20 protein-coding genes are annotated in these 13,480 nt (G+C 65.4%); 15 read left to right on the plus strand and 5 right to left on the minus strand.

From position 1 onward, the window contains the following. Nucleotides 1-27: 27 nt before the first annotated feature. From OG716_RS24355 to OG716_RS24375, 5 genes are all read left to right on the plus strand, one after another. On the plus strand, nucleotides 28-792 hold the full coding sequence (locus OG716_RS24355; protein ID WP_405133076.1) for a COG4280 domain-containing protein: 765 nt from the start codon (nucleotides 28-30) through the stop codon (nucleotides 790-792). Beyond that, nucleotides 789-992: a hypothetical protein gene (locus OG716_RS24360; protein ID WP_405133077.1), complete on the plus strand. Its 204-nt coding sequence runs from the start codon at nucleotides 789-791 to the stop codon at nucleotides 990-992. The genes OG716_RS24355 and OG716_RS24360 overlap by 4 nt, the downstream gene beginning before the upstream one ends. Nucleotides 993-1,113: 121 nt before the next feature. Further along, a complete protein-coding gene (locus tag OG716_RS24365; protein WP_405133078.1) occupies nucleotides 1,114-1,512 on the plus strand; it encodes a hypothetical protein in 399 nt (132 codons plus the stop codon). A 474-nt stretch (nucleotides 1,513-1,986) separates the two neighbouring features. Continuing rightward, nucleotides 1,987-2,187, plus strand: a complete 201-nt coding sequence (locus tag OG716_RS24370; protein WP_355122992.1) for a helix-turn-helix domain-containing protein — start codon at nucleotides 1,987-1,989, stop codon at nucleotides 2,185-2,187. Between the two features lie 38 nt (nucleotides 2,188-2,225). Further along, a complete protein-coding gene (locus OG716_RS24375; protein ID WP_405133079.1) occupies nucleotides 2,226-3,371 on the plus strand; it encodes a type II toxin-antitoxin system HipA family toxin in 1,146 nt (381 codons plus the stop codon). A gap of 29 nt (nucleotides 3,372-3,400) precedes the next feature. Here the strand turns inward: OG716_RS24375 and OG716_RS24380 are convergent, their stop codons facing one another. Further along, nucleotides 3,401-3,529, minus strand: coding sequence for a hypothetical protein (locus tag OG716_RS24380; protein WP_405133080.1), 129 nt, complete (start codon nucleotides 3,527-3,529; stop codon nucleotides 3,401-3,403). 191 nt (nucleotides 3,530-3,720) lie between these two features. Here OG716_RS24380 and cutA point away from each other — a divergent pair, with 191 nt between their 5' ends. Continuing rightward, nucleotides 3,721-4,032, plus strand: a complete 312-nt coding sequence (cutA, locus tag OG716_RS24385; RefSeq protein ID WP_405133081.1) for a divalent-cation tolerance protein CutA — start codon at nucleotides 3,721-3,723, stop codon at nucleotides 4,030-4,032. Nucleotides 4,033-4,059: 27 nt separating this feature from the next. Here cutA and OG716_RS24390 read toward each other — a convergent pair whose 3' ends face one another. Next, complete coding sequence (locus tag OG716_RS24390; RefSeq protein WP_405133082.1) at nucleotides 4,060-4,548, minus strand: hypothetical protein; 489 nt, start codon at nucleotides 4,546-4,548, stop codon at nucleotides 4,060-4,062. 93 nt (nucleotides 4,549-4,641) lie between these two features. On the opposite strand from OG716_RS24390, the gene OG716_RS24395 reads away from it, so the two are divergent. Then, entirely contained in the window at nucleotides 4,642-4,878 is a 237-nt protein-coding gene (locus tag OG716_RS24395; RefSeq protein WP_405133083.1) for a hypothetical protein, read from the plus strand. On the opposite strand, the gene OG716_RS24400 is transcribed toward OG716_RS24395, so the two are convergent. The 3 genes from OG716_RS24400 to mftR all read right to left on the minus strand — a co-directional run bounded on the left by OG716_RS24400 (nucleotide 4,851) and on the right by mftR (nucleotide 6,658). After that, entirely contained in the window at nucleotides 4,851-5,114 is a 264-nt protein-coding gene (locus OG716_RS24400) for a DUF6629 family protein (RefSeq protein WP_405133084.1), read from the minus strand. The two genes, OG716_RS24395 and OG716_RS24400, sit on opposite strands and share 28 nt — an antisense overlap. 59 nt (nucleotides 5,115-5,173) lie before the next feature. After that, nucleotides 5,174-5,923 carry a hypothetical protein gene (locus tag OG716_RS24405; RefSeq protein ID WP_405133085.1) on the minus strand — a complete coding sequence of 250 codons (750 nt, stop codon included), beginning with the start codon at nucleotides 5,921-5,923 and terminating at the stop codon, nucleotides 5,174-5,176. Between the two features lie 102 nt (nucleotides 5,924-6,025). Further along, nucleotides 6,026-6,658, minus strand: a complete 633-nt coding sequence (mftR, locus tag OG716_RS24410) for a mycofactocin system transcriptional regulator (protein WP_405133086.1) — start codon at nucleotides 6,656-6,658, stop codon at nucleotides 6,026-6,028. A 112-nt stretch (nucleotides 6,659-6,770) separates the two neighbouring features. Here mftR and mftA point away from each other — a divergent pair, with 112 nt between their 5' ends. The 8 genes from mftA to OG716_RS24450 all read left to right on the plus strand — a co-directional run bounded on the left by mftA (nucleotide 6,771) and on the right by OG716_RS24450 (nucleotide 13,457). Beyond that, entirely contained in the window at nucleotides 6,771-6,881 is a 111-nt protein-coding gene (mftA, locus tag OG716_RS24415; protein ID WP_405133087.1) for a mycofactocin precursor MftA, read from the plus strand. Continuing rightward, nucleotides 6,859-7,152 carry a mycofactocin biosynthesis chaperone MftB gene (gene mftB, locus OG716_RS24420; RefSeq protein ID WP_405133088.1) on the plus strand — a complete coding sequence of 98 codons (294 nt, stop codon included), beginning with the start codon at nucleotides 6,859-6,861 and terminating at the stop codon, nucleotides 7,150-7,152. Before mftA ends, mftB begins: the two co-directional genes overlap by 23 nt. Before the next feature lie 16 nt (nucleotides 7,153-7,168). Next, entirely contained in the window at nucleotides 7,169-8,395 is a 1,227-nt protein-coding gene (gene mftC, locus OG716_RS24425; RefSeq protein ID WP_405133089.1) for a mycofactocin radical SAM maturase, read from the plus strand. Further along, on the plus strand, nucleotides 8,392-9,084 hold the full coding sequence (gene mftE, locus OG716_RS24430; protein ID WP_405133090.1) for a mycofactocin biosynthesis peptidyl-dipeptidase MftE: 693 nt from the start codon (nucleotides 8,392-8,394) through the stop codon (nucleotides 9,082-9,084). Before mftC ends, mftE begins: the two co-directional genes overlap by 4 nt. A gap of 250 nt (nucleotides 9,085-9,334) precedes the next feature. Beyond that, entirely contained in the window at nucleotides 9,335-10,138 is an 804-nt protein-coding gene (locus tag OG716_RS24435; RefSeq protein WP_405133091.1) for a mycofactocin-coupled SDR family oxidoreductase, read from the plus strand. Continuing rightward, nucleotides 10,135-11,598 carry a mycofactocin biosynthesis glycosyltransferase MftF gene (gene mftF / locus OG716_RS24440; RefSeq protein WP_405133092.1) on the plus strand — a complete coding sequence of 488 codons (1,464 nt, stop codon included), beginning with the start codon at nucleotides 10,135-10,137 and terminating at the stop codon, nucleotides 11,596-11,598. The genes OG716_RS24435 and mftF overlap by 4 nt, the downstream gene beginning before the upstream one ends. Beyond that, complete coding sequence (gene mftD / locus OG716_RS24445) at nucleotides 11,598-12,788, plus strand: pre-mycofactocin synthase MftD (RefSeq protein WP_405133093.1); 1,191 nt, start codon at nucleotides 11,598-11,600, stop codon at nucleotides 12,786-12,788. The genes mftF and mftD overlap by 1 nt, the downstream gene beginning before the upstream one ends. A 69-nt stretch (nucleotides 12,789-12,857) precedes the next feature. Then, nucleotides 12,858-13,457 carry a TetR/AcrR family transcriptional regulator gene (locus tag OG716_RS24450; protein ID WP_355122959.1) on the plus strand — a complete coding sequence of 200 codons (600 nt, stop codon included), beginning with the start codon at nucleotides 12,858-12,860 and terminating at the stop codon, nucleotides 13,455-13,457. Nucleotides 13,458-13,480: the final 23 nt, after the last annotated feature.

The raw sequence follows: 13,480 nt of genomic DNA on the forward strand, positions 1-13,480 counted from the left end.
TACACCCGAACGATCCGCCGGCATCCGATGAGCGGGGGCGGATTCGCGCTGGCGCTCACAGTATTTCTGGCCTGCGCGGTGGAAGCGGTGGAGGCATTGACCATCGTGCTGGCCGCCGGAACCACCCGTCAGTGGCGATCTACCCTGCAAGGCGTCGCGGCGGCGCTGGCGGTACTGGCGGTTGTGATCGCGGTTTTCGGGCCTGCGGTGCGTTTCATTCCGCTCACGTCCCTGCGACTGTTAGTCGGTGCTCTGCTGCTGATCTTCGGACTGCAATGGCTGCGCAAAGCGGTGCTGCGCGCCTCGGGATTCAAAGCGCTGCACGATGAGTCGGCGACGTTCCGGCGGAAGGTGGCCGTCGCCGAACAAGCAGCCACAGGCGGGCGCGGCATAGTCGGCGACTGGTATGCCTTCACCTTGTCCTTCAAGGGCGTAGTACTGGAGGGCCTCGAGGTGGTGTTCATCGTGGTGACCTTCGGCGCCAACCAGCACGATCTGCCGGTAGCTACCCTCGGTGCGGGAGCCGCGGTCGTGCTGGTCACGATCGTCGGTGTGGCGGTGCGCGCGCCGCTGGCACGAGTTCCGGAGAACACCATGAAATTCGTTGTCGGCGTGATGCTCACATCGTTCGGCATCTTCTGGTCCGGTGAGGGCGCCGGGATGGAATGGCCGCACGCCGACGCCGCGCTCCTGGTCCTGGTGCCGACGGTCGCGGTCGCGGCGATCGCCGCCGCCGCAATTCTCCACCGGATCAAGGACGGGGCACGGGCGAACGAGGAGATGGTGCCATGAACCTGGTCAAGGCGTTCTTCGCCTTCTGGTACGACTTCATTGTCGGTGACGACTGGGTCGCCGCGGCGGGCGTGGTCATCGGTTTGGTGATCACCGCAGGGCTCGCGCGCGTCGGCGTGAACGCCTGGTGGCTGCTACCGATCCTGGTGGCCGTGGTGTTCGGATTCTCGCTACGCCGAGCCATCCGGGCAGCCCGTTGAACGAGTGTGCGGCGAATAGTGGCGGAGCGGGACCTGGCGCCGATTGTGTCGGTACCCCGTGGCAGTGTTTGCTCTCAGACCCGGGTCGGAGGTTCCCGAGCATTGAAACAAGGGTGGGGACATGACATTTCGCCGTTTACTCGAGTTTGCGCACCGCACGGCAGTCGTCGGCGCGGTCCAGCTGGCGATCGTGGTCGGGGCATCTGCCGTCACAGCACACGCGGACACGAGCCCGCTGACCACCTGGTGCAACCTGAATTTGGGCCAGGGTAAGGCGGCGGTCCTGGACGCGATGGGAACCCCCAACGGAAACCAGGCGGATTCCATCGTGCAGTTCTGGACCGAGATGGCATCGAGCGATTCCAGCGCCGAGTGGGACACTTCCGGAGCGATCTTGCTCGCGGGATTCGACAAGAGCGGCAACACCGTGCACTTGATGGCCTACGACGCGCAATACGGTGCCGGCCCGATCGGCGCACCAGGTCTCCCCTGCGAACCCTTCCGTAACCTGAACTCCTAGGGCGAGACTCCAGCGTCCGGACGGCCACCGAGGAATACCTCCTACGCGGCTCGAATTCCCAAGGGACCGGCCGAAAACCATCGAGATAGATGCCTTGACCAGGCTCGCTCCGAGGGCTAACCTCTAGCGCATGAACCCCTACAGCCTGTCTGTGGGTGGAGAATATGTGTCAAAGTCCCTGATGGCGCACCATAATACGGCCCTTGACCAGGTATCCTGGCCAGGGGCCGTACTCGTTCCTGGCGGCCGCCGGGTGATTCCAAGTACCCCGAGAACTCATTGCCGCCTGGTCCCACTCGGTCGGCTACTCCCACCAAACCGGCAGTATTCTGCCTATTATGCTTCTACGACGCCGTTGTCGTGGGTGATATTTGGAAAATCGGCGATATTCTGCTGATTTCTATATCGCTTCATGTAATCTGATTGAATCTGCACAGTATCGGCAGAATATTGCCGTTTTATGGAGGTGATTCGGTGACCGTGGCGTCGAGCATCGGGGATGCCATTCACGCGGCCCGCCGCCGACATCGGCTGACACAGGAGCAGTTGGCGGAGCTGGCGGGCACCTCCACTCGCACGGTCCGGGAGATCGAGCACGGTAGCGGCTCGACCAGTATCGCCACTGTCGCCGCCGTGGCCGACGTGGTCGGACTCACCTTGGGCGTCGTCGGTTGAAGGATCTCGAGGGGCTTCGTCGGGTTGCCCGAGCGGATGTGTATAAGGCCGGTCGGCACGCCGCTGTTCTGGAGCGGACAGCAGAGGGCGGGACCGAATTTCGCTACACGAAGGATTATCTCACCAGCGGTACGCCCGTAGCCACGACGCTCCCACTCGGCCCCGATCCGGTGCGCAGCATCGCCGGCGCGGTACCACCCTTCTTCGAAGGTCTTCTGCCCGAGGGGCATCGGCTCACCGTGTTGCACCGTGCGGTCAAAACCAGCATCAACGATGAATTGAGCCTCCTGCTGGCGGTGGGGAGTGATGTGCCCGGGGATGTACAGATCATCCCTGCTGATCAGCCGCTCACCGATACTCCGTCATTGATCGAGGGAGACTCGCCCGCTGAACTCGAATTCGCGCGATTCGTAGACGAAATCGACACTCATGCGCTGCCCGGAGTGCAGCGCAAGGCTAGTGCGTCGATGATCAGTGTGCCGTTCTCGGCCCGGTATGGGCGGTTCATTCTCAAACTATCGCAACCGGAGTACCCCTATCTGGTAAAGAACGAAGCGGTGCATCTGAAAGCGGCGAGGTTGATGAAAATCCCTGTCGCCGAGGCGAATCTGGTGACCGACCGCATTGGCGACACCGGTCTGCTGGTGCGGCGGTTCGATCGGGTGCACGAGGGTCGGTCGTGGCGACGCTTGGCGTTCGAGGATGGAACACAGGTGCTGGGCCTACCTCCGGCGTCGAAGTATCAGCCCGATGCGGCCACCGTGGTCAACGCACTCGCGCAGATTGCCGAGGCTCCGGCAGTGGCCCGCCGAAACCTCTACTTGCAGTTCCTCTTTGCCTGGCTCACCGGAAACGGTGACCTGCACGCGAAGAACCTCGGCGTGGTCGAGGCACCCGCTGGAAAATGGGGTATCGCACCGATATTCGACATCCCGTGCACTCTGGTCTACGGAGATGACTCGATGGCGCTTCCGATCTCCGGCCGCACCCGCAAGTTACGCTCCCGCGACTGGTCCGCGTTCGCCGCAGAGATCGGACTCTCCGAGCGAGCCGCGGTTTCGGCGCGCACTGTCGCACTCAGAGCTGCCGCAGCGGTCGATTACGCCACCCTGCCGTTCTCTGGATCGCCCATGCACAAAATGGAGCGCGAGTTGCGTTGTCGACGTACCGAACTCGGCCACTGAGTGCCGATTCGAGCGATTTCCCAGTGCCGTCAAAGCCACACACTGCCGGTCGCGCCGAAGCTGCGAGCGATGCCGGTAAGCGCCCTTTGGCAGCCGTCGGAGACCTGACCGGTGGTGAGATCGGGCATCAGGAAGCACTGACCGAAGTTGTCGGACACGGTTTGCGCCCCGCCTCCTCATCGGCCTGAGTCAAAAGACCACCAGGGAGAGCCTTTTCTCGTTGGCGCTACAAGCATCCAGGCTTGCGGGCGTGCGCTCTTGGCCGATCGCGAACGCCTGACCGAACATCCGTCATGGACACCGATGTCCGAATAGGGTTGCGAATATGGCAGAGGTAAGGGTGTGGTCAGTGACCTCGACAACTCCGACCGAGGAGGATGCGCAGAAGATCGCCCGGACCGTGGTGGCCGAACGGCTCGCCGCCGGCGCTGAGGTGACCGGCCCTGCGATGTCGGTGTTCTGGCATGACGACAAGCTCGGTGAGGGTCAGGAATGGCGAGTCACCCTGAAAACATCGGCCGCTGTCCGAGACCAACTCGCCAATCGGATTGTCGAGTTGCACCCGTGGGCGGGCGGCGCGGAGGTTGTCGCCTCGCCCGTCGAATGGGCAATCGACCATTACACCCAATGGGTCGAGAAGTTCACAGCTGCAACGGAATAGGAGGGCTCTTCCAGTTGGTGATACACGCTAGATGAGCTGTAGTTGTTCCATGCGAGCGTCGAGCGTGCGGGCGGAGGCTGAGCCGGGGGCGCGGATATGAACCAAGGTGCGTGCGTCTAACAGCTGACCTGACAACCGGGCGGAAGTGTTGTCGGCTTCGTCATCAGCACCAGCCAGGATGGAAGCAATCCCCGCCTCGAGCTCTCCGGCATCCACATAGATGACGCCGAGCAAGATGTGGGAGGCAGCGCGGTCACGTACTGCCTGAAGCTTCAAGGACTCTGTCGCGGCATCAATGGCCGCCGGGAGATCTCCGAGCTGACGGAGCGCCTTGGCTCGCATACGGGCAATATGGCCTGGCATGCAGAAGTACGCAACGGACTGTTCCGGCGTCTGCCGGGTTGTCACATCGAAGCTGTCAGCCCGTACCAATGCCGCTAGCGCGTCGGCCCGATAGTCTGGCCCCGACTTCGCCAGCGCGAGAGCGGCGATCCCCGCCGCATGTGCCTGCAGCAACGGATCTCCTGAACGGGCCGCACGAGATTCGGCTCCGTCCGCCTGGTCCGCAGCTTCGATAGGTAGCGCTACACCTCACGCGGGGTGGATGCGTTGGCTGATGCGTTGCGCGAGAAGGATTTCGATCCGCTCACCGCGCGCCTCATCGCCGCCCAGGTGATCGTGGTGCAGCGGGAACTCGCCTTCCTGAATCACCGATGCCTCGTCGAGGGCGAGTCCGCCGCAGACCGCTACCCGGAAGCGGTCCGAGCAACCCACCATGCGTTCGATCTACTGCGCGACGGCCTGGGCGCAGGTCGGCGTCAAGGGTTCGAGGGAGCCAGCGGCTGACCGTGGTAACGATGCGGATCGGGGAGTCGGCGGCGGCGCACCATGTGCACGAGCACCAGTACCGACATTATGGCCGCGTAGACGCACCACAGTGATGCGAAGGCCTGGACGTACAGCGCGGCGGCCACGACCAGGCCGATCAGGTTGAGAACCCCGAACGCGACGATCGAGGGGTATCCGGACATGAGTGCCGGTCCAATGACGGCAACAACATAGAGGGTGGCCCATATAGGCATGTTCTGTGCGCTGCCGCCCCGGTCGGCGTCGAGCCGAGGCCGGGGCGGCGGTCCGGGCGTCAGCTGGTGAGAGCCTTCAAATCGGCTTGGAGGGCGGCGAGGTCGAAGCCTTCGGGGCTGCGGCCGGCGGTGAGGAGTTCGGTGGAGAGATAGACGAGGGCTTCGTCGCAGTAGCGGGTGTAGAACTCGGGGGTCATTTCCTGAATTCGACCCCAGGTGATGACGGAGAAGAGGCCGCCGCGCCGGGCCACGACCGGGACATAGTGTCCGCCGGCAATTTCGGGCGTGCCGGGCTGTACATCCCAGGGCTTCCGATTACTGAATTCCTGCATGGCATAGGCGGGGAACTGGAAGCCCATCCCGGCAGCGCCGAAAATATAAGCGGCTGCGGCGAGTTGGGCGGGGTCGCCAGGAGTGAGAGCCACATACGCGCCCACGCGATGGCGCTGACCGGCGGAGTCTACGACGCCGATCCGGCGGCGGTAGGACGCGGCGGCCTGCACATCGGTACCGACATCGGTCTCCGGCCGCTTCGGATCGTAGCCGGTGATTGCCGAGTAATCGGATTCCACTGCGGCGGTGTCGAATTGGACGGTGTGACCGGCCTCCCCCGCCCAGACCATGGTCTCGTGCGCCGCACCCGCCAGCACGCAGTCGCCGACGGTGTCGTTGCCGAGCATCCCATAGTCGGGGACAACCTGCTCATGACCGAATTCGGCCGGAATATCCGGCAGCACAATGGAATCGAGATACGTCGACAGCTTCAGCTGCACAGCGTCGGGCCGAGCAGGTAGTTTTCCGAACTTCATGAACAGCTGCCCCTCCGTGGTGCGCTCGCCGTCCGGAATGACGGGCGTGCCCGCGCTGCGGATGAAGATACCGGCCGCGCGCGGGGTCAGCGCGCCCAGCGATTACCGCTGCGCCCCGGCCTCGGCGGTGGCCGGAGCGAACCCGGCGCTCAAGGCCCGCAGCGCGAGATCCAGATACACGGTGAGGTCGCTGTCCGCACTGATCACCCAGCGATCGAAGGCCGCGCGGCAGACGGCGAGGGTGGCCCGCCCGATCGCCAGCGGGTACAGCCCGTCCGCGGGCTGACCCATGCGGCGGCCGGCGAATTCGCTGACGGCCCGCTCCCAGGCGTCATAGTGGGGTCCAGCGCTGGCCTGAGCCCCGGGCGCGGTGCCGAGCAGATTCATGCGGGCGCGCAGTTCGGGCGCGTCCTGAGCGAGATACACATTGGCGGCGACCACAACACGGCGGATCGCGTCCATGAGCTCGACCTCGTCGGGCACCTGGCTGAAGGCCAGCCGCAAGCGCTCGACCTCGCCGTCGAACTGGTACCAGAGCACAGCCGATTTGGACTCGAAGTAGCGGAAGAACGTCCGGCGGCTGATGCCCGCCTCGGCGGCGATCTGCTCGACCGTCGTCTCCTCGAAGCCCTGTTCGGTGAACAGGCGAATCGCGATCAGCTCCACCGCGCGCGGACTCGTCCCCAGCGGTCGGCCGCGGCGCGCGGGTGCGCGGTCTTGCTCGTCGGGAGTCACCAATGTCCTCATTTTCGGCCGGGGTCTTGATTCTGTCACACGGTGCCGTTAATGTCCGAAACCATATCTGTCACACAGTGCCGAAATTGGCACCGCGCTCGAAGGAGTTCGTATGAACGACGAATCCACCCACACTTCCCTCGAACAGTCGGCCGCGGATGTCATCGTCGAAGAGGTTCTGGTAGAAGCGGTTTCGATCGATGGCATGTGCGGTGTCTACTGAGGCGCGGGGCTTCGACCTGGACACCCCCTGGGGATTGCACCCGAAGGTGTCGATCCGGCCGGAGCAATTCGGGGCGCTGCTCTATCACTTCGGCACCCGGCGACTGTCGTTCCTGAAGAGCCCCACCCTGCTGCGGGTCGTCGACCGCCTCGATACCGAGCCCAGCGCCCGCGCGGCCTGCCTGGCCGCCGGGGTGTCGGAGCAACAGCTGCGCACGTACGCCACTGCGCTTGCCACGCTGGCCGATTCGACGATGATCTGCCCACGATGATGAAAGGCCGACAGCAATGACCCTGGCCGCGGACCCCGCCGGATCGCTCGTCGATCAATTCCAATTCGGCCTCACGGCCCCCATCTGCCTGACCTGGGAACTGACCTACGCCTGCAATCTGTCCTGCGTGCACTGCCTGTCGAGTTCGGGGCGGCGCGATCCACGCGAGCTGAGCACCGAACAGTGCAAGGCCGTCATCGACGAGCTGGAACGCATGCAGGTCTTCTACGTCAATATCGGCGGCGGCGAACCCACGGTGCGGCCCGACTTCTGGGAACTGGTGGACTACGCCACGCAGCACCACGTCGGAGTCAAGTTCTCCACCAATGGCATCAAGATCACGCCGGAGGTGGCGCGCCGCCTCGCGGGCAGTGATTACGTCGATGTGCAGATCTCCCTCGACGGTGCGACCGCCGAGATCAATGACGCGGTGCGCGGCGCGGGTTCGTATGCCACCGCACTGCGCGCCATGCGGAATCTGACCGGTGCCGGATTCCGCGATTTCAAGATCTCGGTCGTGATGACCAGGCAGAACATCGGTCAACTCGATGTGTTCAAGGCCATCGCCGATCGATTCGACGCTCAATTGCGCATCACCAGGCTGCGCCCGTCCGGCCGCGGCGCCGATGTGTGGGACGAGCTGCATCCGACCGCCGGACAGCAGCGCGAACTCTACGATTGGCTGCTCGCACACGGTGAAAAGGTGCTGACCGGCGATTCGTTCTTCCATCTGGCCGGGTACGGCGAGGCGCTGCCGGGGCTGAACCTGTGCGGCGCGGGCCGGGTCGTCTGCCTGATCGATCCGGTCGGTGATGTGTACGCCTGCCCGTTCGCCATCCACGAGAACTTCCTGGCGGGCAATGTCCTCGACGCCGGGGGCTTCGAAAAGGTCTGGCAGAGTTCGGATCTGTTCACCGAACTGCGCGGGCCGCAGACCGGCGGCGCCTGCACCTCGTGCTCGGCCTTCGATGCGTGCCGTGGCGGATGCATGGCCGCGAAGTTCTTCACCGGACTGCCCCTGGACGGCCCGGATCCCGAGTGCGTCAAGGGTTTCGGCGCCACGGCGCTGGCAATGCCGACCATCCCTGATCGGCCGAAGCCGTCGCTGGATCACTCACACCGCACCCGCAAAAGCGTTCCGGTACAGCTCGGCTGGGGACCGCCGGACCGCATCGTCCCCGATCGCGCCTGCGATGAGAACCCGCTGGCAGGATTCGCCCCCGCCGTCCCGATCGGCCGATGATGGCTCGGCTCGCCGAGCTGACATCACCCGAAATCAGCTTGCGCGCAACCACTTCGGTGCTGGCGATTCCGATCGGATCGACCGAGCAGCACGGCCCGCACCTGCCGATGTCCACCGACACCGATATCGCCGCGGCCCTGTGTGAACGGCTCCGCAGCGCCCGCGACGACGTCCTGGTGGCACCGGCACTCCCCTACGGCTCCTCGGGCGAGCACGCCGGATTCCCCGGCACACTCTCGATCGGGCAGACCGCCCTGGAACTGCTCATCGTGGAGCTGTGCCGCTCGGCCTTCGACACGTTCGACCGAGTCCTGCTGGTCTCCGCGCACGGCGGCAATACCGAACCGATCAACCGAGCCGTCCGCCTGCTGCGCTCCGAATCGCGCGACGTGTACCTGTTCTGTCCGCGCTGGCAGGGCGATCCCCATGCCGGACACCAGGAAACGTCGATGCTGCTGGCACTGGCACCGGAGCGGGTGCGGATGGATCACGCGATCGCGGGTGATACCCGCCCGCTCGCCGAGATCATGCCGCTGCTGCGCATCGGAGGAGTCCGCGCCGTCACCGAGACCGGCATCCTCGGCGACCCGACCGCCGCCGAACCCGAGGCCGGCCACCGACTGCTCGAAACCCTCACCGCCGCACTGCTCGACGACGTCAGCGCCTGGCTCGAACCGGCAATGCCGTGATGACGCGAACAGCCACGGCCAGCGCGCGTGGTACGGGCGACTACCTCGGGAGCAGCCGTACCGAGCCCGGTGCACGCTGCGACCCGACCGCTGCGAGCCTTCCGAAGCCCGCTCTGGCGCAGCGCTCGACGACACACCACCACGCTCGAGTCAGAGGGGCCATGACTCGACGGGGAGCCGCGGCGGGCATGGCTGCCGCGGGCATGGCTGTTGCGGGCATGGCTGTTGCGTCCGGTAAATCGGCGTGGCCGTGAGCGGGCGGGTGGCGGTGGTGACCGGTGCGGCACGCGGTATCGGGGCGGCTACGACAATGGCGCTGATCACGGCTGGGTGGTCGGTGCTGGCGGTTGACTGCGTGGCGGACGATTCGGCGCTGCCGTATCCGATGGCTACGGAGGCCGATCTCGATGACGTGGTCGCGCGGGGTCGCGTGCTCGCCGGGAATTCGGGGCGGATTCACCGCTACCGCGCGGATGTTCGGGATTGTGATGCCCTTCAGGCAGCCGTGGACGAGGCGCAGCGGCGTTGGGGGCGGATGGACGCCGGGGTTGCCTGCGCCGGTGTGATCGCCGGTGGTGTTCCGCTGTGGGAGATGCCGGAGGCGCAGGAGCAGGCGGTGCTCGATGTCAATCTCGGTGGGGTGATATCTCTTGCGCGGGCGGTGATTCCGGCGCTGCTGCGGCAGCCGGAACCGCGCTCGGGGCGTTTTCTGGCCGTCGCTTCCGCGGCCGCGACCAGCGGGCTGCCGATGCTGGCGGCCTACTGTGCCGCCAAAGCGGGTGTGGCCGGGCTTATTCGGGCGCTGGCCGTCGAGCTGGGTGGCACCGGCGTCACCGCCAATGCCGTCAGTCCGGGGTCGACCGATACCCCGATTCTGGCCGAGAGCGCACGGCTCTACAACCTGTCCGGCCCTACCGCCTTTGCCGCACAGCAGCCGATCGGGCGACTGCTCGATCCTCGGGAGATCGCGGCCGCGCTGGCCTTCCTCGCCTCCCCCGCCGCCAGTGGCATCACCGGCGCGGTGCTGCCCGTCGACGGCGGGATGGCGCTGTGAATACCGGTCTGCCGCAAGGCTTTCACCTTGCGATCGATGCCGGCACCGTGCAGGTCGACACCGATACCCTGCGTGGCGGATCGCCGATGAAAGTGCTGCGGCTGTCACCGCGGGGATGCAATGCGTGGGCCGAATTGTGCGACGGCCCGGTGCGTTCCGCTGCGGGAGCAGCCCTGGCACGCCGACTCACCGATGTGGGCCTGGCACATCCACGACCTCCGGTACCGGACACCGCCTACTCCGTGACCGTCGTCATCCCGGTCAAGGATCGGGCGGTGATGCTGCGGCAATGCCTGGTGTCGCTCGGCGGGGCGTATCCGACCGTGGTGGTGGACGACGGCTCGCTGGATCGAAATACATTGGCGGACATCGCCGGCACTCATTCGGCCACCGTGGTGCGTCGTTCGCGCAGCGGCGGCCCCGCCGCGGCCCGAAATACCGGTCTGGACTCGGTGCGCACAGACTTGGTCGCGTTTCTCGACAGCGGCTGCATTGCCACCGCGGGCTGGATCGAGAAACTCGCCCCGCATTTCGCCGACCCGCTGGTGGCAGCAGTCGCTCCGCGCGTCCTTACCCTGGATTCGACAACGTCGGCCGGACGCTACGGCGAGGTCGCGGGCAGCTTGGATATGGGTGCCGCCGAGGGGCGCGTACTACCGGGTACCCGAATCTCGTACGTCCCCAGCGCCGCGCTCATCGTGCGCCGAGACGCGTTGTGCGACATCGGCGTATTCGACGAGCGCCTGCGCTTCGGCGAGGACGTGGATCTGATCTGGCGGCTGCACGAGGCAGGTCTGCGCATCCGCTACGAACCGGCCGTCCAGGTGCATCATCGGGAGCCACAGCACTGGCCGGAATTGCTGGCCAGGCGATTCCACTACGGAACCTCGGCAGCGCCACTGGCGCAACGACATCCGCATGCCATGGCTCCACTGGTGGCGCATCCGTGGCATACCGCCACCGTGCTCGCCGCGCTTACCGGACGACCGGCGCCGACCGCCGTAGCTTTCGGACTATCGCTGTGGGCCACCCGAATCGCACTGCACCGGGCCGGGCTGCCGGCCACGGACACGCTCGCGACCACCCGAACCGGGCTACAACAGACCTGGCTCGGACTGGGGCGCTTCATGATTCAGTTCACCGGACCCGGTCTGGCCGCACTGCTACTCCGCGGTCCAGGCAGACCGGCACAGCGCGGGCTGAGCCGTGCGGCCGTCACATCACTGCTCCTGGGTACCCCACTGACCATGTATTTCCAGCATCGACCGAGGCTGGACCCGATTCGCTTCATACTCGGGCAGCTCGCCGACCACGCCGCCTACGGCGCGGGCGTCTGGGCGGGTTGCCTCCGATACCGCACCACCGTGCCGATCCGGCCGATCCTCGCTCGACCGCCCCGCCGAATCGGCGCTGCGACAGCACAATCGGCCGCACATTCGACAATGAAGGGATCCAAGTAATGGCCAACCTCTGGTTCGAGACAGTGGCCGAGGCGCAACGCCGAGCCGAACGCCGCCTGCCGAAATCGGTGTACGGCGCACTGATCGCCGGCTCGGAATCCGGAATCACCCTGCGGGACAATATCGCAGCCTTCGACGAGCTCGGTTTCGCACCGCATCTGGTCGGTCAGAGCGAGCATCGGGACCTGTCCACCACCGTGCTCGGACAGCGAATCTCCCTGCCGGTCATCATCTCTCCGGTCGGTGCGCAGGCGATTCACCCCGATGGCGAGGTGGCCGTCGCACGGGCGGCGGCCGCCCGCGGCACCCTGGTGGGGCTGAGTTCGTTCGCGGGCAAATCCGTGGAGGAGGTCACCGCCGCGAATCCCCGCACCCTGCTGCAGATCTACTGGTCCGGCGACAAGGATCAGCTGCTGCAGCGCATGGAACGCGCGAAGGCCGCCGGGGTTGTCGGCCTGATCGTCACGCTGGACTGGTCGTTCAGCCATGGCCGCGATTGGGGAAGTCCAGCCATCCCGGAACGGGTCGACCTCAAGGCTCTCATCCATTACGGTCCGCAGGCGCTCACCCATCCGCGCTGGCTGTCGACCTTCGTCAGATCCGGTCGCATCCCCGATCTCACGGTCCCCAATATGGGTATCCCCGGCCAACCCTCGCCGACCTTCTTCGAGGCCTACGGGGAATGGATGCAGACCACCCCACCCACCTGGGACGATATTCGGTGGCTGGTCGAACAGTGGTCGGGCCCGGTACTTCTCAAGGGGGTCATGCGCGTCGACGATGCCCAGCGCGCGGTCGATACGGGCGCGGCGGCGATCTCGGTCTCCAATCATGGCGGCAATAACCTCGACACGACGCCCGCCTCGATTCGAGCGCTACCCGCGGTCGCCGCGGCGGTGGGCGACCAGATCGAAGTGGTGCTCGACGGCGGTATCCGGCGCGGCAGCGATGTGGTGAAGGCGCTCGCGCTCGGCGCCCGCGCGGTCATGATCGGGCGGGCATACCTCTGGGGTCTGGCCAGCGCGGGTCAGCCGGGTGTCGAGAATGTGCTCGACATTCTCAGCAGCGGCATCGATTCCGCGCTGCGCGGTCTGGGCCGCGGCAGCGTGCACGAGCTGACTCCGGACGACCTGGTCATTCCACCCGGATTCGGCCGGGAACTCGGCGCCGGCCGAAATATGTTGGCGTAGCCGAGAATACGAATCCTTTCGAGGATTGGGCATTGACCGCCTTGAACACTTTGACGTAATATGTTCAACATGAACAACGCGATGGAGCGTACGGCAACCGAAGACTTTCCGAATGACTTGGTTGCCGGCGCTGCGGAGTGTGTTCAGCGATTCGGTGTCCGCGGATTCCGGCTGACCGATGTCGCCAAGGCCGCCGGGGTATCCCGCGGAACGGTGTACAACTGCTTCGGCGATAAGGAAACCGCGCTCAATGCGGGCCTGGCCTATATCTGCGATGCATTCATCGACGGCTTGGCGACCATTGTCGAACCCAGGGTCACCCTGCGTGATCAGGTAGGCGCGGCGGTCGCCATGATCTACGAGCACATGAATACTCCGCAGGTGCTCGCTCCCCCGCTGCGCACCGAGAGCGTCATCGCGATTCTCCTGGAGCACTACGGCGAAAACCTCGTCTACCGCTGGGCCGGATTCTGGGCCCCCCTCGTCATAGCCGCACAGGAACGCGGCGAGGTCGACAGCGCAATGAATCCCATGCATGCCGGCGATTGGATCGTCCGGGTATTGCTCAGCTTGGAAATACTCCCGTCTGTCGTGCTCGGCTTCGACAGTGCGGACGATATGGCGCGGCACACCAGCGATCTCTTGATCAATGGACTTGCCCCGCGCTGATCACGTGGAAGGATGAACAACGG

Origin of the sequence: Nocardia sp. NBC_01388 (genome assembly GCF_045040085.1) — a bacterium.
Taxonomy (GTDB): domain Bacteria; phylum Actinomycetota; class Actinomycetes; order Mycobacteriales; family Mycobacteriaceae; genus Nocardia.

What these genes read in the sequence shown, in the direction of transcription:
- OG716_RS24355 (WP_405133076.1), top strand. Translation starts at nt 28, where the DNA reads ATGAGCGGGGGCGGATTCGCGCTGGCGCTCACAGTATTTCTGGCCTGC.
- OG716_RS24360 (WP_405133077.1), top strand. Translation starts at nt 789, where the DNA reads ATGAACCTGGTCAAGGCGTTCTTCGCCTTCTGGTACGACTTCATTGTC.
- OG716_RS24365 (WP_405133078.1), top strand. Translation starts at nt 1,114, where the DNA reads ATGACATTTCGCCGTTTACTCGAGTTTGCGCACCGCACGGCAGTCGTC.
- OG716_RS24400 (WP_405133084.1), bottom strand. Translation starts at nt 5,114, where the DNA reads ATGCCTATATGGGCCACCCTCTATGTTGTTGCCGTCATTGGACCGGCA.
- OG716_RS24405 (WP_405133085.1), bottom strand. Translation starts at nt 5,923, where the DNA reads ATGAAGTTCGGAAAACTACCTGCTCGGCCCGACGCTGTGCAGCTGAAG.
- mftA (WP_405133087.1), top strand. Translation starts at nt 6,771, where the DNA reads ATGAACGACGAATCCACCCACACTTCCCTCGAACAGTCGGCCGCGGAT.
- mftB (WP_405133088.1), top strand. Translation starts at nt 6,859, where the DNA reads ATGGCATGTGCGGTGTCTACTGAGGCGCGGGGCTTCGACCTGGACACC.
- mftC (WP_405133089.1), top strand. Translation starts at nt 7,169, where the DNA reads ATGACCCTGGCCGCGGACCCCGCCGGATCGCTCGTCGATCAATTCCAA.
- mftE (WP_405133090.1), top strand. Translation starts at nt 8,392, where the DNA reads ATGATGGCTCGGCTCGCCGAGCTGACATCACCCGAAATCAGCTTGCGC.
- mftD (WP_405133093.1), top strand. Translation starts at nt 11,598, where the DNA reads ATGGCCAACCTCTGGTTCGAGACAGTGGCCGAGGCGCAACGCCGAGCC.
- OG716_RS24450 (WP_355122959.1), top strand. Translation starts at nt 12,858, where the DNA reads ATGAACAACGCGATGGAGCGTACGGCAACCGAAGACTTTCCGAATGAC.